Raw genomic sequence first — 19,401 nt, 5'->3', positions numbered from 1 at the left:
AGAATTTCAAGGCGTTGTCATGAGTGAAGATGCACAAGATGTGGTACTGATCGTCGAGGACGAACCGGCGATTCGCATGATCCTGCGCGACTACCTGGCAGGCGAGGGTTACCACGTGCTGGTGGCCGAGGATGGTGAGCAAGCGTTCGCCATTCTGGCGAGCAAACCGCACCTGGACCTGATGGTGACCGATTTTCGCCTGCCGGGCGGCATCTCCGGCGTTGAGATCGCCGAGCCTGCGGTGAAGTTGCGACCGGACTTGAAGGTGATCTTCATCAGCGGCTACCCGGCGGAGATTCTCGAATCAGGAAGCCCGATCGCGCGCAAGGCGCCGATCCTGGCCAAACCGTTCGACCTGGATACGCTGCGCGAGCAGATCCAAGCGCTTTTGCGCTGATGCGACGGGCCTCTGCGCAGAGAAACCCGCTCTCACCAGGGCTGTGGCAGCTCTGTGGGCGCGCGTTCACCCGCGAAGAGACCCGCACGTAACTCAAAAACAGCAGCCTAGGGTCTGTATGAAGAGTCTTGAGACGAAGGTCAGGCAAGGTGAAAACAGCCGAGGAAGCGGAGTTTACGGGTTGTAAATGAGCATTCCGAGGCTGTTTTCAACGCAGCATCACCGAGTTTCAAGGCTTTTCGTACAGCGCTTAGCGCAATGTGCGCTCTATCCCCCCCACCAGCAGGTCCTCCATCAACCCCAGCCCTTGCTCCTGTGGCAATGCCTGCAAAAGTGCTGGCAACTGGTTGAGCAAGGTCGCCAGCACGTGGGCCGTCGCCGCCAGGGCGTCCCCCGACAGCGTTGCCCGAGGCGCAATCAAGCGCAGCAAACCCGACTCGTAGCGCTTGCGCAGCACGTTCAAGCGCGCCTGTTGCGCCTCGCTCAGACAACAGAAATCGCGTTCGGCCAGGCGAAACTGCATGGGCCGCTGCACATGCAGCTCCCAGTGCGCGGCAATCAGGCACGACAGCGCCGATGCTCCCCGGGCCATGGCCCGACGGCCCAGGTCCAGCGTCGCCTGCAGTTCCTCGTACAACTCCTCGATCAAGTCGTACAGCAGGTCCTGCTTGCTGGGAAAGTGATGGTACAGCGAGCCTGCGGTCAGCCCCACGTGCGCCGCCAGTTCGCGCATGCTGACCTGCCCGAAGCCTTTCTCGGCAAACAGTGCCATGGCCCTGTCACGCCGCTCTTCAAAGTTGCTACAGCGCATTTCGGCAGTGACAGGTGGCATGGCATTCGCTCCTCAGTAAGTGAAGAAACCACGACCGCTCTTGCGCCCCAGCCAACCGGCCGCGACCATTTCCTTAAGCAGCGGAGCAGGGCGGTACTTGCTGTCGTTGAAGCCCTCGTGGAAGGCCTCCATGATCGCCAGCAGGGTATCCAGGCCAATCAAGTCGGCCAGCGCCAGCGGACCGATCGGCTGGTTGCAGCCCAGGCGCATACCGGTGTCGATGTCCTCGGCACTGGCCAGGCCTTCCTGGCGCACGAAAATCGCCTCATTGATCATCGGCACCAGAATGCGGTTGACCACGAAACCTGGGCGGTTACCTGCGGTGATCGGCGTCTTGCCAAGCTTCTCGGTGACTACCAGGGCCTGCGCATAGGTGCTGTCGCTGGTCTGCAGGCCACGAATGATCTCTACCAGCGCCATCATCGGCACCGGGTTGAAGAAGTGCACGCCGATGAAGCGTTCCGGGTGCTCGATGCACGCGGCCAGCTGGGTGACCGAGAGCGATGAGGTGTTGGTGGCGATCAGGCAATCGGCAGCCACATTGGCAGCCACCTGCTGCAGGATGCGTTGCTTGAGCTGCAAGTTCTCGGTGGCGGCCTCGATCACCAGTTGTACACCGCTCAACTGAGCGTAGTCGGTGCTGGTGCGGATACGCGTTTTCGCCCCCTGGGCCTGGTCGGCGGTCAAGGTACCTTTGTTGACCTGGCGTTCGAGGTTCTTGCTCAGGGTCGCCACACCGCGTTCCAGCGCTGCGTCGGAAACGTCCACCAGTAGCACCTGGTAGCCCGCCACTGCGCAAACCTGGGCAATGCCATTGCCCATGGTGCCAGCGCCGATCACGGCGATTCGTTCAATGCTCATGTTCCTGGCTCCCTCAGACGCGTTCGAAGACGATGGCGATACCCTGGCCGCCGCCGATGCACATGGTCGTCAGGGCATAGCGGCCCTGGATGCGATGCAACTCATGGATGGCCTTGGTGGCAATGATTGCCCCGGTGGCGCCGACGGGGTGGCCAAGCGAGATACCTGAGCCGTTCGGGTTGACCTTTTCCGGGTCGAAGTCCAGCGCACGCGCCACGGCATAGGCCTGGGCGGCGAAGGCTTCGTTGGACTCGATCACGTCCAGGTCGCTGACGTTCAGGCCGGCTTTTTCCAGGACCTTGCGGGTGGCTGGGATTGGGCCCAGGCCCATCAGCTCTGGCTCGACGCCTGCATGGGCATACGCCACCAGGCGCGCCAGCGGCTTGAGGCCCAGGCGCCGTACCGCCTCGCCGGAAGCCAGGACCAGGCCGGCAGCACCGTCGTTGATGCCACTGGCGTTGCCAGCGGTGACGGTACCGTCTTTCTTGAACACCGGCTTCATACCGGCCAGTTGCTCGGCAGTTACATCGCCGCGCACATGCTCGTCCACGCTGAACTGCACGCTGCCTTTGCGCGTTTTCAGCTCCAGCGGGACGATCTGGCTGGCGAAACGGCCTTCGGCGATGGCACGCGCTGCGCGGCGCTGGCTGGTCAGGGCCAGTTCGTCCTGCATTTCGCGGGTGATGCCGTGCTTGGCCGAGACGTTTTCGGCGGTGATGCCCATGTGGAAGTGCTCGAAGGGATCGTGCAGCACACCAACGGTGTAGTCGATGCCTTGCAGGTCGCCCATGCGTGCGCCCCAGCGGGCCTGAGGCAGCAGGTACGGTCCACGGCTCATCGACTCGGCGCCCGCGGCCACGGCGACGTCGGCATCGCCCAGCAGCAGGCACTGGGCCGCCGAGACGATGGCTTGCAGGCCGGAGCCGCACAGGCGGTTGACGTTGAACGCGGGGGTCTCCTTGGGAAGGCCCGCGTTCAGCGCAGCCACTCGGCTGAGGTAGGCATCACGTGCCTCGGTCGGAATGACGTTGGCCATCACCAAATGGCCGATCTGGTCGGCGGCCACGCCCGAGCGCTCGATCGCGGCGCGGGTCACGGCGGTGGCCAGGTCGGCCAGCGGCAGGTCCTTGAGGGATCCGCCAAAGCCACCGATGGCTGAACGGACGGCACTGACGACGTAGATTTCTGCGCTGCTCATAGGGGCTCCGATTGCGAAGGCATGGCGGGACCGGGCCAGGCTCTGCGAGAATGGCCGGTGATCCGTCGGTTAGGTCCGAGTCTAGGCAAAGGCCGGGCTTGAGCCTATGCCGGAACTGTTCAGTCAACCTGGCATTTTTTGCCACTCAGCATAGACAGCGAAAAACGCCATGCGCGAGAGCGATTCGGTCGCGGTGTACTTTCTCAATGCCATGCTTCATGCCTTGCGTGATCGCCCCGATGAACGCGATGCGCGTCTGCGTGCCGTGGGCATTGACCCGGCGCTGCTCGGGCAACCCCAGGCGCGGGTGCCGGCCAAGGCTTTCGCGCAGCTGTGGCTAGAGCTGATTCAACTGCTCGACGATGAGTTTTTCCGTCTCGACAGCCACGGCATGCCGCTGGGCAGTTTTGCCCTGATCTGCCGTGGGCTGATCCAGGAACCGAACCTGGAAAAGGCCTTGCGCCAGTGCATGGCCAATTTCAGTCTGTTCCTGCGTGACCTGCACGGCAGCCTGACGGTACGCGGCGGCCGGGCGGTGATCAGCGTACAGTCGAGCATCGTCGACCCTTTGACCCGGGTGTACGCCGAGGAAACCTACCTGGTGCTGATGATCGGTCTGTCGTGCTGGCTGGCCGGTCAGCGCATTGCCATCGACCGAACCGAGCTCTCGGTGGCGCGCCCGGCCCAGGAAGATGACCTGTTGCTGTGGGGGCCGGACCTGCGCCTGGGCAGCGGCCGTACCGAAGTGGAGTTCGACAGCGCCTGGTTGCGTCTGCCGGTGGTACAGGACCTGGCCGGTCTCAAGACCTTTCTGCGCAGTGCGCCCCAGGGGCTGGTGATTCGCTTTCGCAACCAGAATGGCCTGGTGGCCGAGGTGTACCGTCACCTGCGCGCGCGGGGATACGGGCAATGGCCGACATTGGCAGTGCTGGCCGATCAGCAAGGCATTAGTGCCAGCACCTTCCGTCGACAACTGGAACGCGAAGGGCGCTCGTACCAGCAGATCAAGGACGAGGTACGTCGCGCCATGGCTTTCGAGCGCCTACGCGACGGCACCTTGAGCATTGCCGAAATTGCCGAGCAGGCCGGTTTTCAAGAGCCCAGTGCGTTCCACCGGGCGTTCAAGAAGTGGACGGGGCAGAGCCCGGGTACCTACCGGGCGCGCTTGGCGGTAGCCAGAACCGAGTGATCAGGCCGGCACCATCGCAAAGCCAACACCGAAGCGGTTCCAGGCATTGATGGTGGCGATCGCCAGCGTCAGGTTGGCCACTTCCTCGGCTTCGAAGTGTTCGAACAGCGCGTCGTATTCCGCCTGCGGTGCGCCGTGTTCGGCGAGGCGGGTCAGGCTTTCTACCCAGGCCAGTGCTGCACGTTCGCGTGGCGTGAAGTAACGGGTTTCGCGCCATACGCTCAAGGTTTGCAGGCGTGCTTCGGTTTCGCCGGCCATGCGCGCGTCATTGGCGTGCATGTTCACGCAGTAGGCGCAGCCGTTGATCTGCGATGCGCGCAGGCGCACCAGCTCCAGCAGTGAGTTTTCCAGGCCACTGTTGGCCAGGGCCTGCTCCAGGCCGACCATGGCTTTGTAGGCTTGCGGGGCGTGCTTGGCCCATTCGATGCGCGCTTGCATGACAGTCTCCGTATTCAAGTGTGAAGGGGTGTGGACATGCAGCTACCTTAGCCGTGCCCGTGCGCTCACCCGATAGCCAATCCCGCGCTTTCAAGGGAGGCCAATGGCCCCATTTGGGTAGCCACTGGCAGGCATCCAATCTCTTCATTTCAGCCGGCAAGCGTCTGCCGGGATAATGACCGAGTCTTGCATCAGGAGTACGTGTCCATGCCCGAAGAACGTTACATGCGCGAAGCCCTTGAGCTGGCTCGTGCCAATATCCAGGCCGGCGGCCGGCCCTTCGGCGCCGTGCTGGTGTACCAGGGCAAGGTCGTGGCCCGTGCGGTCAACGAGATCCACTGCACCCAGGACCCCACCGCCCATGCCGAAATGCAGGCCATTCGCCAGGCGGCCAAGGCCTTGGGGCAAGCGCGCCTGGACGGTGCGCAGATCTATGCCAGCGGCCATCCGTGCCCAATGTGCCTGGCCGCCATGCACCTGTGTGGCATCGAGCGAGCCTGGTTCGCCTATGACAATGACGAAGGCGAGCCCTATGGACTGTCCACGGCGGCTGTCTATGCCCAGATGGCCCGGCCCCCGCAGCAGCAATGTCTGCCGCTTCGCCCCTTCAAGCCCTCGGGTGAGGCCGGCCTCTATCAACAATGGAAGCAGGCCAGCACACAATGAGAGGTGCACTGAACGTGTTGCTGGTGGTGCTGCTGGCGTTGAACCTGCGGCCCATCCTTACCAGTATCGGCCCGTTGCTCGAACCGATGCGCGAAAGCACGGGCCTGGGCTACCAACAGGCTGCGTTGCTGACCGCGTTGCCGGTGCTGTGCATGGGACTGGTGCCATTGCTGCAACCTTGGCTGCGGCGTTGGCTCAGTGAGCACGGTGGCATGCTGGTCGGGCTGTCGGCCATTGCCTTGGCCTGCCTGTGGCGTCTGCAACTGGACAGCGCCGCCGCGTTGGTCGCCAGTGCGGTGCTTGCCGGGCTAGGCGTGGCCGTGGTCCAGGGCATGATGCCGGGGCTGGTGAACCGCTGGTTCCCCAGCCGCCTGGCGGCAACCATGGGGTTGTACTCGGCGGCGCTGATGAGTGGAGGAGGGCTGGCGGCGGTGTTCGGGCCGCATCTGAGTGAGTACTTCGGGCGCTGGCAGGCAGGCCTTGGGTTGTGGGCGATTCCCGCGGTGCTGGCGGCACTCGCCTGGGGTTCGCTGCGCCCCCGCCAGGCTGTACCGAAACGGTCCAGTACCGCCGGCGGGCACTGGTTCAGCAACCGTCGGGCCTGGTTGCTGGCGCTGTACTTCGGACTGATCAATGGTGGCTATACCAGCATGGTCGCTTGGCTGCCGGCCTACCACCTGGAGCACGGTGGCACGGCTCAGGGCGGTGGTGACCTGGTCGGGTTGATGACCCTCTTCCAGGTTGCCGGTGCCTTGGGACTGCCATTGCTATTGCGGCGTTGGCTCGATCGTCGCCCAGGGCTGTGGATGGCCTTGTCGATCCAATTGGTCGGTTTTCTGGGGTTGTTGCTGGCGCCGACGCAGGCCATGGGGCCCTGGGTGGCGATGATCGGCTTCGGCCTGGGTGCATGCTTCAGCCTGAGCCTGACCTTGACCCTGGAGCACCTGAAGACTCCGGCCGAGGCGGGCAGCCTGGCGGCCTTCGTGCAGGGGATCGGTTTCATCATCACCGGCATCGTGCCCTACATCACCGGTTGGTTGCGTGATGTGAGCGGTGACTTCCAGGCGTCCTGGTCGTTGCTGGCGCTCACTGTGCTGGCGATGCTGCTGGTCACCCTGTGTTTTGCCCCGCGCGGCTATTCGGTCGCAATCGCCCGAGCGCAGCGGGTCGACCGGGCGCCTGCGGTCAACTGAGTCGTTGCAGGGTATCGACCACCCGGTCCAGGGCCGGGTCGATGTCCAGCAGCTCGATCGCACCGAAGCCCATCAACAAGCCAGGGCGCACCGGGACTTCGTGGTAGAAGGGGGCCAGTGAGTAAAGGCCTACTTCGACCTTGCGGGCCAGGTTGGCCAGAAGCTCCACATCGACCTGCGGCTGCGCCAGCGCACTCAGGTGAAAACCAGCACTGGCGGGCACGGCCCGGAACCATGGGGCCAGGTCGCCTTCCAGGCGTGACAGGATCCGTTCGCGGCGGGCGCTGTAGATGTCGTGGCAGCGGCGTATGTGCTTGTTCAGGTGTCCTTCGCTGATGAAGCGTGCCAATGCCCACTGCAGCAGCGTGGGGCTGTGCCAGTCGGTCAGGTGCTTGGCCACGCAGGCCGCCTGCAGTACTGCGGCCGGTAGCACCGCGTAGCCCAGGCGCAGCTCGGGCAGCAAGGTTTTCGAGAAGGTCCCGACATAGGCCACCAGACCGTGTCGGTCGAGGCGCTGCAGGGCGTCCGACGCCGGTCCGTGGTAACGGAATTCGCAGTCATAGTCGTCCTCGATGATCAGTGCACCCAGCTCTGCGGCGCGGGCCAGCAAAGCCTGACGGCGGCCTTCGCTCATCGGCATGCCCAACGGAAACTGATGCGAAGGGGTGACGTAGATCAGCCGCGTGCCTTGGGCGATCTGCTCGACGCACATGCCTTGGTCGTCCACCGGTACCGATTGCAGGCGGGCACCCAGGGCCAGGAACAGTTGCCGTGCGGGTGGGTAGCCGGGGTCTTCCATGGCCACCTGGCAGCCGGGTTCGATCAGCACGCGGGCAATCAGGTCCAGTGCTTGCTGGGCGCCGTTGCAGACCAGCACATCCGCCGCGCTGCAGTGCACGCCGCGGGCGTAGGCGATGTGGTGGGCAATGGCTTCGCGCAGCTCTGGCAGCCCCTGGGCCGGGAATTGCCGCTCGGGATGGCGCTGGCTGCGACGCAACGCGTAGTTCAGGCAACTGCGCCACTGGTCGAAGGGAAACTGCGCCTTGGTCGAGGCGCCGCCAACGAAGTCATAGCGCGAGGGCGCTTGCAGTGTGCGCCTGGCCAGCACCGTAGCCCGCTGCTGCCAGCGTTGCAGCGAGTCGGCGGCGGCCAGGGGAATGGCCTGCGTATCGCTCACGCTCACCGGTTGCCGTGGGGTGATGAAGGTGCCGCGACCTACTACACCGCTGAGCAAGTTGTCGTAGGTCAGACGGGAATAGGCCTCGGCCACGGTCTTGCGCGAAACCCCCAGTTGTTCGGCCAGCAGCCGGGAGGGGGGGAGCTGGGTGCCCGCGGCCAGGTGGCCACTGTCGATACCGGCACGCAGTTGTCGATAGAGCTGGTCGGCCAAGCCTTTGCGGCCGTCCAGGCGGATGTGCAATTCCATGGTGGGGGTCCGCAGCGCAGAATTGCTCAGGATAGCGGATACCGCTGGTCAACGTGCACCCCGAGATCGCTGTTACAGGGCATGGCAGCGCCACCGTGCGGGTTACCTAGTGTGGTATTTCTGAAACACCACACTAGAATCGAGCCGTGCTCACGGTGATGTACCTTTTGTCCGGCAGGGCGATGCGGATCACCGTCTCGTCAGCCGGTGCCTTGCGCTTCTGTTTGATGCGCACCCCTTCCACGGCGACGGCGCTCATGCGGTGGCTGATGGCGCGGCCACTGGCATCGAAGAACACTTCACTGGCCAGTAGCTCGATCTGTTCGACCAGTTGCCGGGTGCGTTCATCGGTCGAGCAGAAGAACAGCACGCCGGACAGGTGCGGGTCGTCATCAGGGTTGCTGATGTCGTGGTCCAGCAGTTCGCGCAGGGCGCTGCGCAGTTCGGCGGTGGTGCGCAGGTGTTTCAGCATGGGGAACCTCCTCGGATCGCGAGCGGGGTCGGGCCACCAGTTCCTTGCGGCCCTTTGTCATCCAGTGCCGATCATGTTTTCGCCGGGTGGCTGCGACAAGTAAGGCACATCCGTTCTGTCCGTGGGAAATTTCCGAATTTATCGCTATTGGCGCCATCGGTCAGGCTGGTACCGCCCTATGGCACTGCGGCACAATGTCTCGCTAAATCGCATTGCCGAGGCGTCCCGATGAACAGCCATTTTCAAGCCGTCGACCTGAACAAGGCTTATCGCCTGCTCAATCACGGGCCGACCGTGCTGGTGTCCGCGCACCATGCGGGCGTGGAAAACGTCATGGCTGCTGCCTGGGCCTGTGCGTTGGACTTCGACCCACCCAAGGTCACGGTGGTGCTCGACAAGACGGCCCGCACCCGGCAATTGGTAGAAGGCAGTGGCTGGTTCGTGATCCAGGTGCCGACGGCTGCTCAGGCTGAGCTGACCCACGAAGTCGGCACGCGCAGCCTGTTCGACCACCCCGACAAGCTGGCCAGCATTGGCGTCGAGTTGGCCCATGTCCAGGGCTACGCGCCACCCTTGGTGCAGGGCTGCTCGGCCTGGTTGATGTGCCGGGTGATCGACGAGCCGCACAACCAGAACACCTATGACCTGTTCATCGGTGAAGTGGTGGCAGCCTGGGCGGACGATCGGGTGTTCCGTGATGGGCACTGGGCCTATGAGCATACCGACCCGCAGTGGCGCAGCCTGCATTACGTGGCGGGTGGGCATTTCTACGCAATCGGTGAGCCGGTGGTGGTGCCGGACTGACGTCTGGCTTCTGGCAACGACGCCGTCACAATGCAGCGGCCCCGGCCTTGGCCACTTCGGCATCTTGCTCGGACTTGACCCCGGACACACCGATGGCGCCCACCACTTGGCCGTCGATCCTCAGCGGTATGCCGCCTTCCAGGCTGGTGAGCAAGGGCGCGGTGACGAATGCGGTGCGCCCACCGTTGACCATTTGCTCGTAATCGCGGCTTTCCTTGCGTCCCAGCGCCGAGGTGCGGGCCTTTTCAACGGCGATGTAGGCGCTGGCCGGGGCGCAGCCGTCCATGCGTTCCAGGGCCAATGGGTGGCCGCCATCATCGACCACGGCGATCGTCACGTTCCACTGGTTGGCCTGTGCGTGTTGCCGGGCGGCGCTGAGCAGGCGATGGACTTCGGCCTGGCCGATCACGGGCTTGCTATGCATGGTTGGTCTCCGGGTTCAGGGCTGCTTCGACGATTTCGATCCAATGGCGCACGGTTGTGCGCCCGGCGCCGTCGAGGTGGGTCTGGCAACCGATGTTGGCGGTGGCGATGATCTGCGGCTTGCCGCTTTCCAGGGCGTCCAGGCGGTTGTCGCGCAGCTGTTGCGACAATGCCGGCTGGGTCAGCGAGTAGGTGCCAGCCGAGCCACAGCACAAATGGCCGTCCGGCACTGCAGTGAGGGAGAAACCCAGGCGTGTCAGCAGGCGCTCCACCGCGCCGCCGAGCTTGAGGGCATGCTGCAGGGTGCACGGGCAATGGAAGGCCAGACGCTGTTCGGCGCACAGGCCCAGTTGCTCGACCGGCTCGTCGCGCAGGATCTCCACCAGATCGCGTGACAGGTCGCTGACCCGTCTGGCCTTGGCGGCGTAGCGTGGGTCTTTTTCCAGCAGGTGACCGTAGTCGCGCACGAACGCGCCGCAGCCGCTGGCGGTTTGTACGATGGCTTCGGCGCCTGCTTCGATGGCCGGCCACCAGGCATCGATGTTGCGTCGTGCGCGTTCCAGGCCGCGTTCCTGGGCGTTGAGGTGATAATCCACGGCGCCGCAACAGCCGGCTTCGAACGCCGGCTCGACGCTGATACCCAAGCGGTCCAGCAGCCTTGCCGCGGCCGCGTTGGTGTTGGGCGACAGCGCGGGTTGTACGCAGCCTTCGAGCAGCAACACCCGGCGGGCATGGCGTGGTGCCGGGCGCTTGCCTGGATCGGCGACATGCACCGGCAGCTTATGCCTGAGTGTGGCCGGCAACAGCGGCCGCAACACCTGGCCGGTGCAGCTCAGGGCCTTGAACAGGGCCGGCCGAGGCACCACCGCCCGCAAACCCTGGCGCAGCAGGCGCTGGCCGAGGGGGCGCGGCACTTGCTGCTCGACCACGGCGCGGCCAATGTCCAGCAGATCGTGGTACTTCACCCCCGAGGGGCAGGTGGTTTCGCAGTTGCGGCACGTCAGGCAGCGGTCCAGGTGCTCTTGGGTGCTGGCGGTGACTGGCGCGCCTTCGAGCACCTGCTTGATCAGGTAGATACGTCCGCGCGGGCCGTCCAGTTCGTCGCCAAGCAGTTGGTAGGTGGGGCAGGTGGCGGTGCAGAAACCACAGTGCACGCAGGCGCGCAGGATGCTTTCGGCCTCTTCGGCGCGGGCCAGGCGCTTGGATGTTTCGCTCAGGTTGGTTTGCATGGCGTGGCCTCACAGATCCGGGTACAAACGACCGGGGTTGAAAACCCCCTGGGGGTCGAGCTGTTGCTTCAGGGTGCGGTGGTAGCGCATCAGCGCGGCGGGCAGTGGTGCGCTGCTGTCATCGCCCGCTGCATAGCCTGTGACATGGCCGCCGCGCTGGGCGACCTGCTCACGAATCAGCGCTGCTGGGGCCGTGGAGGTGAGCCAGCGCTGCGCACCGCCCCAGTCGATCAGCTGTTCGCCCGGCAGCTCCAGTTCGCCGGTGGCAATCGGCAGCGACACGCGCCACAACGGCGCTGGGGCAGCGAAGAAGCCCAGGCGCTGTTCACGCAGGTCGCTCCAGAAGCGGCTATCGAGTTCCTCGCCCCCCAGCCGTTGACGGGCCGACTGCACCGAACCTTCGCCGCCTTCCAGGCGCAGGTACAGTGCGTCGCCGTGGTGGCAGGCGGCGCTGATCGGCAAGGGTTGCTGGCCCCATTCGGCCAGCTCTGCCAGCGCCTGGTGGCGGGTCATGGGCAACCGCAGGCTCAGGCATTGCCGTGGACGTGGCAGCACTTTTAGCGACACCTCGGTCAGCAAGCCCAGGCAGCCGAAGCTGCCAGCCATCAGCCGCGAGACATCGTAACCGGCCACGTTCTTCATCACTTCACCACCAAAGCGCAGCAGCTTGCCGTGGCCGGTGATCATCCGTATGCCCAGGACGTAGTCGCGCACTGAACCGGCCCAGGGCCGTCGTGGCCCGGACAACCCCGCCGCGACCATGCCACCAAGGGTCGCCTCGGTACCCAGGTGCGGCGGTTCGCAGGGCAGCATCTGCCCGGCTTCGTACAGCGCTGCCTCGATCTCGCGCAGCGGTGTACCGGCGCGGGCGGTGAGCACCAGTTCGGTCGGGTCGTAGCGTACGATGCCACGGTGGCCACGGGTGTCGACGACTTCGCCGGCCACCGCTCGGCCAAGCATGGCCTTGCTGTTGCTGCCCTGGATGCGCAGCGCGCTGCCTAGGTTCAGCGCCTGGTTGACCTGTTCCAGCAGGTCCTGGCTGAGGTCGCGATCCATGCTCATCAGAAGCGCTCCAGTTCGGGGAAGGGCAGTTGGCCATGATGCACATGCATCGCCCCAAACTCGGCGCAGCGATGCAGGGTCGGGATGTTCTTGCCGGGGTTGAGCAAACCCTTCGGATCGAACGCGGCCTTCACTGCGTGGAACAGGGTGATTTCGTCGCTGTTGAATTGCGCGCACATCTGATTGATCTTCTCGCGCCCCACGCCATGCTCACCGGTGATGGAGCCACCCACCGCGACGCACAGCTCCAGAATCCGTCCACCCATGGCCTCGGCGCGTTCCAGTTCGCCTGGCAGGTTGGCGTCGAACAGGATCAGTGGGTGCATGTTGCCGTCGCCGGCGTGGAACACGTTGGCCACGCGCAGGCCGTATTCCTGCGACAACTCGCCGATGCCCCTGAGTACCCGTGGTAGCTCGCGACGCGGAATCGTGCCGTCCATGCAGTAGTAGTCCGGCGAGAGCCTGCCCACCGCCGGGAAGGCGTTCTTGCGCCCGGCCCAGAAACGCGCACGCTCGGCCTCGTCGCAGGCCAGGCGTACCTCGCGGGCACAGGCCTGTTGTAGCACGGCTGCGACGCGTTCGCAGTCGTCGTGCACGTCTGCCTCGACCCCGTCGAGTTCGCACAGCAGTATCGCGGCGGCATCCACCGGGTAGCCAGCGTGGATGAAGTCCTCGGCGGCGCGGATCGCCAGGTTGTCCATCATTTCCAGGCCGGCTGGGATGATCCCGGCGGCGATGATCTGGGCGACCGCCCGACCGGCATCCTCGACGCGGTTGAAACTGGCCAGCAGCACCCGCGCCACCTGGGGGCTGGGCAGCAGTTTGACGGTCACTTCGGTGACGATACCCAGCATGCCTTCCGAACCGGTGAACAGGGCCAGCAGATCGAAGCCCGGGCTGTCCAGGGCATCGCCGCCCAGGGTCAGGCGTTCGCCCTCGACGGTGAGGATTTCGACCTTGAGCAGGTTGTGCACGGTCAGGCCGTATTTCAGGCAGTGCACGCCACCGGCATTCTCGGCGACATTGCCGCCAATCGAGCAGGCGATCTGCGAGGACGGGTCCGGCGCGTAGTAAAGACCATGGGGCGCCGCCGCCTGGGAAATCGCCAGGTTACGCACCCCAGGCTGCACACGGGCGAAGCGGCCCTGTGGGTTCACTTCGAGAATGCGGTTGAAGCGTGCCATCACCAGCAGGATGCCTTTGCTCAGGGGCAGGGCGCCGCCCGACAACCCGGTGCCGGCGCCCCGTGCAACCACAGGCACTCCCCATGCATGGCAGAGCTTGAGCAGGGTTTGCACCTGTTCCAGGCGTTCAGGCAACACCACCAGCAGCGGGAGCGTGCGGTAGGCCGAGAGACCATCGCACTCGTACGGCTTGAGGTCTTCGGCGCGGTGCAGGATATCGAGGTCGGGTAGCGCCTCGCGCAAGGCCGACAGCAGGGCAGGCAGGTCGATGGCGGGCAGTTCCCCATCGACACGTTCGTCGTAAAGGATGCTCATCAGGCTCACTCAGAGGCAATTCTTGTTGTTATCGCGCACCTGTGGCAGGCGCGCGCTCACGGTTAACCCATCACCCTTTCAGCCTGCGCCGACGGAGGCGTTCGGTCGAGCCTTCGGGCAGCTGGTCCTACCAGTTTTTCGCACGAAAGCTGGTGATTCGTGGCGCTCCATGGCTAGATTGCGGCATGCAGTACATGTGGTCCTACCAGTCAGAGGATACGTATGATTACTGAAGGCAAGGCCAAGGTCGCCGAACAGGTGGCCGAGCGGGTCGAGCGGTTGATCGTGGAGGGAGTATTGAAGGTCGGTCAGGCGCTGCCGTCGGAGCGACGCCTGGTGGAGAAGCTCGGCTGTTCCCGTTCGGCGCTGCGCGAGGGCCTGCGCCTTTTGAGCGGGCGTGGCATCATCGACACCGAACAGGGGCGTGGCTCGTTCGTGGCCGACCTCACCGGCTCGGCCAACAGTACACCATTGATGCATCTGTTCAGTTCGCAACCGCGTACGTTGTTCGACCTGTTGGAAGTGCGTGCGCTGCTGGAAGGTGAGTCGGCCCGCCTGGCGGCCCTGCGCGCCACCGAGATCGACCGTCTGCTGATTCGTCGTCGTTACGAAGAGATGCTGGCGGCCCATGAGGCGGCTGACGCCCACGACCCACGCGAGCACGCCCGCCGCGACCACGCCTTCCATCGAGTCATCAGCGAGGCATCGCACAACCCGGTGCTGGTGCACACCCTGCAGACGCTCAGCGACCTGACCTTGAGCACGGTATTCGCCTCGGTCAACAACCTGTACTGCCGGCCAGCGCAGAAGCGTCAGATCGACCGCCAGCACGCGCGGCTATACCACGCCGTGATGGAGCAACTGCCCGAGCAGGCGCAGCGAGCGGCGCGCGAGCACATCAACGGCATACGCGACAGCCTGCGCGAGATCGAGCAAGAGGAACAACGCCTGGTGCGGGCGACCATGCGCATGGATGGGTGGGGGTAGGCGTGGAATCGCCCTCTAGAGATTCGAGCGCTATGTGGGCCGCGATGACCCCGGCTGCCCCGCAAGCGCCGGCGAGCCGACGCTTACAGGGTTCGCACCGCGCCGATCAATGCTCGGCGATCGGGTCATCCTGGGACAGAATTGCGCGCGCCAGCTCTTCATCACTGGCCTGCAGGCCTGGATGGTCCTTGCGGGCCTGCTCCAGCGCCGACTCCACGTAGGCGCCGCGAATCGCGCCACCGCTGGCGACAAAAGCCGAAAGCTCGTCGCGGGCAGGGATGATGCGTTTGTCATCCTTGAAGGTCGAATACAGCGACGCGGAGATACCGGCCGAGGTGGCGACGTCTCCGGCATCGACTCTGGCCAGGGCAGCCCCGGCAGGCAGAAGGAGCAGCAGTGCAGGGGCAAGGAGTAGTTTGCGCATAGCGTGTTCTCCAAAAGCGTGCAGCCAAAAGGGGTTGGCGCTCAATCCTTAAGAGGGTGCGGGCCCGGCAGTAGTTCCGTTGGCGATCCTGCCAAGTGACTCAGCGGCAACCCGTGGGCGGACGGCGGTAAAGCGCGTGCGGTGTGCCAGGGGCCTGTCCGACTTGCACGCAACCCTCGCGTCTGAATCCCACACGCTCGGCCAGGCGCTGGCTGGCGCTGTTGGCCAGATCGGTCGTCAGCCAGAGCGGCACCTCCACGGCATCCAGCAGGCCTGCCAGTGCCTCGCGCATCAAACCTTGTCCGCAGTGGTCCTGGCTGACCCAGTAACCCACCTCGTACCCATCCTGACCGGGGCGCAGGCCGATGCAGCCGACCACTTCGGCGTTGTCCGGGGTCAGCACGAAGTAGCGTTTCTCAGCATCAGGGTCGATAAACTGTTCGGCGCTCACTTCCAGGCTGTCGCGGACTTCATCCAGCGTCCAGTCGTCCTTGGCCCATGCCAGGAAGGTTTGGTGCAGTGCGTAGCTGCGCAGCAGTGCCCTGTGCAATTGGGAGGCTATGGCCGGGGTCGGACGACTGAGCCGGGTGCGTTGAGTGGTGACGGCGCGGGGCAATGAAGGGCAGGGCATCGGAGCCATCCTGGCGGAGTGTGCTGGGCTGTATCTAAGCATAACGGGCGCAACGGTTCACCTGTGGGCTCGATTGCATCAGTGATGCATTGACGCTGGCGACCAGGGCATGATTTGCTCCCTGGCTCGGGTGCGAACCCGATCACAGATCATTCAAGGGAAAATGAAGGTCCGCCATGTCCGAATACACGCTGCACTGCTTCGCTGAATCCGGCAACGCTTACAAAGCTGCGCTGATGCTTGAACTGACCGGCCAGGACTGGCAACCGGTATTCGTCGACTTCTTCAATGGCCAGACCCGTGAGCAGGCCTGGCGAGACGAGGTCAACGAGCAGGGCGAAGTACCAGTGCTCGAGCACGCTGGGCAGACGTTGACCCAGTCGGCGCTGATTCTTGATTACCTTGCGCAACGCACGGGCCAGTTCGCTGCCCGTAACGAGGACGAAAAACGCGAAATCTGGCGCTGGATGCTATTCGACAACCACAAGTTCACCAGCTACTACGCGGCGCTGCGTTTTCTGTTCTGTCTGAAGAATACCGGTGAAACGGACGTGACCCACTTCCTGCGCGAGCGGGCCAAGGCGGCCTACAGCGTGGTCGATGCGCACCTGGAAAAGACCCCTTTCATGGTGGGCGGGCGCGTTACCATTGCCGACCTGTCGTTGGCGGGTTACGTGTACATGCCTGAGGACACCGGCATCGAGCTGGAAAATTATCCCCACATCCAAGCCTGGAAGGCGCGCATCAAGGCATTGCCAGGGTGGAAGCACCCCTACGAGTTGATGCCCAAGGCGCTGCCGGTCAGCCGCTGATCGCAGGCTGCGCGCCGGTCACTTCAGTCACCGCTTGCGGGGTGGCGGCGCGCAGAATCACTCGACGGCGTTGTTCGTACTCATCCATGGAAAGGCCTTGACGCTGTAGGGCCTCCAGTTGCAGTTGCAGGGTTTCCTGCGCCGTGTAAGGGCGCAGTTCCGGGTGGCTGGCGCAGCCGCCAAGCAGTGCCACGCCGAGGGCGCTCAGGGCAGTGATCAATATTCGGGTCGTGGCTTTCATTGGGCGGCTCCAGGGGCGGCGGGGCAGGTGTCTTGTCGATGGCCCCAGCTTATTGAGCGGCGCCGCGCGATAGAAATTGGCATTGTCGATAGTGACTATCGAGCCAACCCCAGGACCAAGAGAACGCGCGCTTGTTGCTGACGACGAGCGCTTTGCTAACCTTATTCACGCTCCAACTGCCCAGTGGCGGTTCACTCCTTTCACGCAAGCCGAACACATGGGGAAATGCCATGCGCATTCCAATGTGCTGTGTTGTGTCGATGGTGCTGTGCCTGAACGTCCTGCCCAACCGCCTGCAGGCTGCAGATCCCCCAGCGCCTGAACCTGCGACGCCGGCAGCTGCGACTAAGGACGCGGTGTTCACCCAGGCGCAACTGGACCAGATGCTCGCTCCCCTCGCGCTTTACCCCGACGCGCTGCTGGCCCAGGTACTGATGGCCGCCACTTACCCCGGCGAAGTCGCCGAGGCGGTGGCCTGGTCCAAGGCCAATCCGAAGGCCCAGGGCGACGAGGCTGTGAGGCAAGTGGCCAAGCAATCCTGGGACCCCAGTGTTCAGGCACTGGTGGCCTTCCCTCAGGTGCTCGTCACGCTTGGCCAGGACCCGGTGTGGGTGCAGCGTCTGGGGGATGCGTTCCTCGCCCAGCCCGACGATGTGATGAACAGCGTCCAGCGCTTGCGCCACCAGGCCCAGGCCGCCGGCAACCTGCAAAGCAACCAGTACCAGAACGTGACGGTCCAGGCGGCGCCCGCCACTGGCAGTGCATCCCCAGCGGCCAGTTCATCGTCGACCACGATCATCATCGAGCCAGCCGACCCGCAGGTGGTGTACGTGCCCAGCTACAACCCGAGCACGACTTATGGCACCTGGGCCTACCCGGCCTCGCCACCGGTCTATTACCCGCCATCGCCGTTGTATTACGCTGGCTCCGCCCTGATCGCCGGGCTGGCGTTCGGGGCGGGGGTGGCGATCATCGATTCGCTGTGGGGTGATTGCGACTGGGGCGACAACGACATCGACATCGACGTCAATCGCTACAACAACATCAACGCCAACAACCGCATCACCAACAACCAGAACAAATGGCAGCACAACGCCGTGCACCGTGACGGGGTGCCTTACCGAGACAGCCGTAGCCGTGAGCAGTTTGGCCGCCAGCTCGACGGTGCCGCCCAGCGCACGGCTTTTCGTGGTGACGATGCCCAGCGGGCGCAGGCGCGGGAAAAGGCCCGGGCGTCGATGGATCGCCATGGCATCGAGCGCCCGGCCACCAGCAATCGCGAAGCCCGCGACCGGGTACGCGAGGTGCAGGCGGGCAACAGCCCGGGTAACCGGGTGCAGGCACGGCAGGACGCGCCACGTGCCCATGATCGCAGGCAGGAACTGCGCAACACCCGGGACGCCGGCCAAGCCCGGCCTGGTGAAGGGCGGGCCCTGCAGCAGCGTAGCGCCGGACGAGCGCGCAACAATGCCTTCGAAGGGGTTCGCTCGCCGTCGCGCAGCACCCTGCAAGCCACCCGCGGGCGGACCAGCCAGAGCTTCGCCCAGCGGCCCAATGCCTCGCGGGCGGCCGGGCACCAGATTTCCCGGCCCTCCAGTGCAGGCGTGCGCCGTAGCGCAGGAGGCCGTCGATGAATGCAAAGGCAGCGGTACTGGCATTGGGCCTGACCTGGTCGGGTCTGGCCATGGCGCAGCAGGCATTCCCCACACCGGAAAAGGCAGTGGAGGCGTTCGTAGCGGCATTGGGCGAAACGCACGCCGATGAGGCGCGTCTGGCGCAGCTTCTTGGGGATGACTGGCGTACCTATATTCCCCGCGGGGGTGTGCAGCGCAGCGATGTCGACGCGTTCTTGCAGCAGTACCGCGAGCAGCACCGTGTCCAGGCGCAAGGAGACCGTAACGCGATTCTGGCGGTGGGCAGCCAGCACTGGACGTTGCCCATCCCGCTGGTAAAAGGCGCGCAGGGTTGGACGTTCGACCTGAAGGCCGGCAGCGCCGAAATTCGAGCACGGCGCATTGGTCGCAATGAACTGGCCGCGCTGCAGTCCGTGCTGGCGTACCACGACGCACAGATGGAGTACGCCTCCCAGGACCGCAACGGCAACGGCGCGCTGGAATACGCGCAAAAGATCTTCAGTTCCCCAGGCAAGCATGACGGGCTGTTCTGGGAAGACGAGAACGACGGCCAGGTCAGTCCGCTGGGGCCGCTGTTCGGCAATGACGTGATGGGCGACGACTGGTATGGCTATCACTTCCGCATCCTCGACGGCCAGGGACCCTCGGCACCGGGTGGGGCCTACAGCTATCTGATCGGCAACCAGATGAGCCGTGGTTTTGCCTTGATCGCCTGGCCTGCGAAGTACAACGATACCGGCGTGATGAGCTTCATGATCAGCCATGACGGCCAGGTGTTCGAGAAGGACCTTGGGCCGAATGGGGAGGCAGAGGCCAAGGCCATGAAGCGCTTCGATCCGGATGACAGTTGGCAGGTGGTCCCCGACGACGTAGGGGCCCCCCCGGCAGGCGCCAGCACGCCAGCGATTGGCCAGTAGCAGACAACCAAGCAATACGCATCAGCCTGTGAGAGGATGTCCATTCCGGCCGATCGGCCAGCCAGG

General features: G+C 64.5%; 22 protein-coding genes. 9 read left to right on the top strand and 13 right to left on the bottom strand.

All coding sequences use genetic code 11. From position 1 onward, the window contains the following. The first annotated feature begins 19 nt into the window (after positions 1-19). Positions 20-397 (top strand): response regulator, encoded by a 378-nt coding sequence (locus IF103_RS14685; protein WP_023381142.1) that lies wholly within the window; start codon positions 20-22, stop codon positions 395-397. Positions 398-647: 250 nt separating this feature from the next. Here the strand turns inward: IF103_RS14685 and IF103_RS14680 are convergent, their stop codons facing one another. Genes IF103_RS14680 through IF103_RS14670 form a run of 3 tightly spaced genes read right to left on the bottom strand, consistent with a single transcriptional unit; the run spans position 648 to position 3,288 of the window. Further along, a complete protein-coding gene (locus IF103_RS14680) occupies positions 648-1,229 on the bottom strand; it encodes a TetR/AcrR family transcriptional regulator (protein ID WP_023381141.1) in 582 nt (193 codons plus the stop codon). A 12-nt stretch (positions 1,230-1,241) separates the two neighbouring features. Then, on the bottom strand, positions 1,242-2,090 hold the full coding sequence (locus IF103_RS14675) for a 3-hydroxybutyryl-CoA dehydrogenase (RefSeq protein WP_023381140.1): 849 nt from the start codon (positions 2,088-2,090) through the stop codon (positions 1,242-1,244). A 13-nt stretch (positions 2,091-2,103) separates the two neighbouring features. Continuing rightward, positions 2,104-3,288, bottom strand: a complete 1,185-nt coding sequence (locus IF103_RS14670) for an acetyl-CoA C-acyltransferase family protein (protein WP_202675441.1) — start codon at positions 3,286-3,288, stop codon at positions 2,104-2,106. 169 nt (positions 3,289-3,457) lie between these two features. Between IF103_RS14670 and IF103_RS14665 the strand changes: the two genes are divergently transcribed. Continuing rightward, entirely contained in the window at positions 3,458-4,477 is a 1,020-nt protein-coding gene (locus IF103_RS14665) for an AraC family transcriptional regulator (RefSeq protein ID WP_202675440.1), read from the top strand. Here the strand turns inward: IF103_RS14665 and IF103_RS14660 are convergent, their stop codons facing one another. Beyond that, the gene (locus IF103_RS14660) at positions 4,478-4,915 is read right to left on the bottom strand and encodes a carboxymuconolactone decarboxylase family protein (RefSeq protein WP_023381137.1); all 438 of its coding nucleotides are present in this window, start codon (positions 4,913-4,915) and stop codon (positions 4,478-4,480) included. A 207-nt stretch (positions 4,916-5,122) separates the two neighbouring features. On the opposite strand from IF103_RS14660, the gene IF103_RS14655 reads away from it, so the two are divergent. Further along, on the top strand, positions 5,123-5,581 hold the full coding sequence (locus IF103_RS14655) for a nucleoside deaminase (protein ID WP_023381136.1): 459 nt from the start codon (positions 5,123-5,125) through the stop codon (positions 5,579-5,581). Next, entirely contained in the window at positions 5,578-6,774 is a 1,197-nt protein-coding gene (locus tag IF103_RS14650) for a CynX/NimT family MFS transporter (protein ID WP_104881585.1), read from the top strand. The genes IF103_RS14655 and IF103_RS14650 overlap by 4 nt, the downstream gene beginning before the upstream one ends. On the opposite strand, the gene pdxR is transcribed toward IF103_RS14650, so the two are convergent. Both pdxR and IF103_RS14640 read right to left on the bottom strand, forming a co-directional pair. Then, positions 6,767-8,200 carry a MocR-like pyridoxine biosynthesis transcription factor PdxR gene (gene pdxR / locus IF103_RS14645; RefSeq protein WP_104881586.1) on the bottom strand — a complete coding sequence of 478 codons (1,434 nt, stop codon included), beginning with the start codon at positions 8,198-8,200 and terminating at the stop codon, positions 6,767-6,769. The genes IF103_RS14650 and pdxR overlap by 8 nt on opposite strands. 133 nt (positions 8,201-8,333) lie before the next feature. Further along, a complete protein-coding gene (locus IF103_RS14640; RefSeq protein WP_023381133.1) occupies positions 8,334-8,672 on the bottom strand; it encodes a hypothetical protein in 339 nt (112 codons plus the stop codon). A 228-nt stretch (positions 8,673-8,900) separates the two neighbouring features. Here IF103_RS14640 and IF103_RS14635 point away from each other — a divergent pair, with 228 nt between their 5' ends. Next, positions 8,901-9,476: a flavin reductase family protein gene (locus tag IF103_RS14635; RefSeq protein WP_202675439.1), complete on the top strand. Its 576-nt coding sequence runs from the start codon at positions 8,901-8,903 to the stop codon at positions 9,474-9,476. A gap of 25 nt (positions 9,477-9,501) precedes the next feature. Here IF103_RS14635 and IF103_RS14630 read toward each other — a convergent pair whose 3' ends face one another. Genes IF103_RS14630 through glcD form a run of 4 tightly spaced genes read right to left on the bottom strand, consistent with a single transcriptional unit; the run spans position 9,502 to position 13,689 of the window. After that, positions 9,502-9,900 carry a heme-binding protein gene (locus IF103_RS14630; RefSeq protein ID WP_023381131.1) on the bottom strand — a complete coding sequence of 133 codons (399 nt, stop codon included), beginning with the start codon at positions 9,898-9,900 and terminating at the stop codon, positions 9,502-9,504. Then, on the bottom strand, positions 9,893-11,128 hold the full coding sequence (gene glcF, locus IF103_RS14625) for a glycolate oxidase subunit GlcF (protein WP_202675438.1): 1,236 nt from the start codon (positions 11,126-11,128) through the stop codon (positions 9,893-9,895). The genes IF103_RS14630 and glcF overlap by 8 nt, the downstream gene beginning before the upstream one ends. A 9-nt stretch (positions 11,129-11,137) precedes the next feature. Then, entirely contained in the window at positions 11,138-12,190 is a 1,053-nt protein-coding gene (gene glcE / locus IF103_RS14620) for a glycolate oxidase subunit GlcE (RefSeq protein WP_027907089.1), read from the bottom strand. Beyond that, positions 12,190-13,689, bottom strand: coding sequence for a glycolate oxidase subunit GlcD (gene glcD, locus IF103_RS14615; protein ID WP_027907088.1), 1,500 nt, complete (start codon positions 13,687-13,689; stop codon positions 12,190-12,192). Before glcD ends, glcE begins: the two co-directional genes overlap by 1 nt. Positions 13,690-13,911: 222 nt before the next feature. Between glcD and glcC the strand changes: the two genes are divergently transcribed. Further along, complete coding sequence (gene glcC / locus IF103_RS14610) at positions 13,912-14,676, top strand: transcriptional regulator GlcC (RefSeq protein ID WP_202675437.1); 765 nt, start codon at positions 13,912-13,914, stop codon at positions 14,674-14,676. Between the two features lie 106 nt (positions 14,677-14,782). Here the strand turns inward: glcC and IF103_RS14605 are convergent, their stop codons facing one another. Continuing rightward, positions 14,783-15,100 carry a DUF2388 domain-containing protein gene (locus IF103_RS14605; RefSeq protein ID WP_023381126.1) on the bottom strand — a complete coding sequence of 106 codons (318 nt, stop codon included), beginning with the start codon at positions 15,098-15,100 and terminating at the stop codon, positions 14,783-14,785. Between the two features lie 100 nt (positions 15,101-15,200). After that, positions 15,201-15,731, bottom strand: coding sequence for a GNAT family N-acetyltransferase (locus IF103_RS14600; protein WP_023381125.1), 531 nt, complete (start codon positions 15,729-15,731; stop codon positions 15,201-15,203). A 176-nt stretch (positions 15,732-15,907) separates the two neighbouring features. On the opposite strand from IF103_RS14600, the gene IF103_RS14595 reads away from it, so the two are divergent. Next, positions 15,908-16,543, top strand: coding sequence for a glutathione S-transferase family protein (locus IF103_RS14595; protein WP_023381124.1), 636 nt, complete (start codon positions 15,908-15,910; stop codon positions 16,541-16,543). Here IF103_RS14595 and IF103_RS14590 read toward each other — a convergent pair. Then, positions 16,533-16,784: a lipoprotein gene (locus IF103_RS14590; RefSeq protein WP_023381123.1), complete on the bottom strand. Its 252-nt coding sequence runs from the start codon at positions 16,782-16,784 to the stop codon at positions 16,533-16,535. The genes IF103_RS14595 and IF103_RS14590 overlap by 11 nt on opposite strands. Before the next feature lie 230 nt (positions 16,785-17,014). Here IF103_RS14590 and IF103_RS14585 point away from each other — a divergent pair, with 230 nt between their 5' ends. Together IF103_RS14585 and IF103_RS14580 are read left to right on the top strand one after the other, a co-directional pair. Continuing rightward, positions 17,015-18,418, top strand: a complete 1,404-nt coding sequence (locus tag IF103_RS14585) for a DUF3300 domain-containing protein (protein ID WP_202675436.1) — start codon at positions 17,015-17,017, stop codon at positions 18,416-18,418. After that, complete coding sequence (locus IF103_RS14580) at positions 18,415-19,335, top strand: DUF2950 domain-containing protein (protein WP_023381121.1); 921 nt, start codon at positions 18,415-18,417, stop codon at positions 19,333-19,335. The genes IF103_RS14585 and IF103_RS14580 overlap by 4 nt, the downstream gene beginning before the upstream one ends. The last annotated feature ends 66 nt before the right edge of the window (positions 19,336-19,401 follow it).

It is taken from the genome of Pseudomonas sp. SK2 (genome assembly GCF_016772395.1).
In the GTDB taxonomy this organism is placed as follows: Bacteria; Pseudomonadota; Gammaproteobacteria; order Pseudomonadales; family Pseudomonadaceae; genus Aquipseudomonas; species Aquipseudomonas taiwanensis.
This window is presented reverse-complemented; position numbering and strand designations above follow the sequence as displayed.

Coding starts and splice junctions, on each gene's coding strand:
- IF103_RS14685 (WP_023381142.1), top strand. CDS start 20: ATGAGTGAAGATGCACAAGATGTGGTACTGATCGTCGAGGACGAACCG.
- IF103_RS14680 (WP_023381141.1), bottom strand. CDS start 1,229: ATGCCACCTGTCACTGCCGAAATGCGCTGTAGCAACTTTGAAGAGCGG.
- IF103_RS14675 (WP_023381140.1), bottom strand. CDS start 2,090: ATGAGCATTGAACGAATCGCCGTGATCGGCGCTGGCACCATGGGCAAT.
- IF103_RS14670 (WP_202675441.1), bottom strand. CDS start 3,288: ATGAGCAGCGCAGAAATCTACGTCGTCAGTGCCGTCCGTTCAGCCATC.
- IF103_RS14665 (WP_202675440.1), top strand. CDS start 3,458: ATGCGCGAGAGCGATTCGGTCGCGGTGTACTTTCTCAATGCCATGCTT.
- IF103_RS14660 (WP_023381137.1), bottom strand. CDS start 4,915: ATGCAAGCGCGCATCGAATGGGCCAAGCACGCCCCGCAAGCCTACAAA.
- IF103_RS14655 (WP_023381136.1), top strand. CDS start 5,123: ATGCCCGAAGAACGTTACATGCGCGAAGCCCTTGAGCTGGCTCGTGCC.
- IF103_RS14650 (WP_104881585.1), top strand. CDS start 5,578: ATGAGAGGTGCACTGAACGTGTTGCTGGTGGTGCTGCTGGCGTTGAAC.
- pdxR (WP_104881586.1), bottom strand. CDS start 8,200: ATGGAATTGCACATCCGCCTGGACGGCCGCAAAGGCTTGGCCGACCAG.
- IF103_RS14640 (WP_023381133.1), bottom strand. CDS start 8,672: ATGCTGAAACACCTGCGCACCACCGCCGAACTGCGCAGCGCCCTGCGC.
- IF103_RS14635 (WP_202675439.1), top strand. CDS start 8,901: ATGAACAGCCATTTTCAAGCCGTCGACCTGAACAAGGCTTATCGCCTG.
- IF103_RS14630 (WP_023381131.1), bottom strand. CDS start 9,900: ATGCATAGCAAGCCCGTGATCGGCCAGGCCGAAGTCCATCGCCTGCTC.
- glcF (WP_202675438.1), bottom strand. CDS start 11,128: ATGCAAACCAACCTGAGCGAAACATCCAAGCGCCTGGCCCGCGCCGAA.
- glcE (WP_027907089.1), bottom strand. CDS start 12,190: ATGAGCATGGATCGCGACCTCAGCCAGGACCTGCTGGAACAGGTCAAC.
- glcD (WP_027907088.1), bottom strand. CDS start 13,689: ATGAGCATCCTTTACGACGAACGTGTCGATGGGGAACTGCCCGCCATC.
- glcC (WP_202675437.1), top strand. CDS start 13,912: ATGATTACTGAAGGCAAGGCCAAGGTCGCCGAACAGGTGGCCGAGCGG.
- IF103_RS14605 (WP_023381126.1), bottom strand. CDS start 15,100: ATGCGCAAACTACTCCTTGCCCCTGCACTGCTGCTCCTTCTGCCTGCC.
- IF103_RS14600 (WP_023381125.1), bottom strand. CDS start 15,731: ATGCCCTGCCCTTCATTGCCCCGCGCCGTCACCACTCAACGCACCCGG.
- IF103_RS14595 (WP_023381124.1), top strand. CDS start 15,908: ATGTCCGAATACACGCTGCACTGCTTCGCTGAATCCGGCAACGCTTAC.
- IF103_RS14590 (WP_023381123.1), bottom strand. CDS start 16,784: ATGAAAGCCACGACCCGAATATTGATCACTGCCCTGAGCGCCCTCGGC.
- IF103_RS14585 (WP_202675436.1), top strand. CDS start 17,015: ATGCGCATTCCAATGTGCTGTGTTGTGTCGATGGTGCTGTGCCTGAAC.
- IF103_RS14580 (WP_023381121.1), top strand. CDS start 18,415: ATGAATGCAAAGGCAGCGGTACTGGCATTGGGCCTGACCTGGTCGGGT.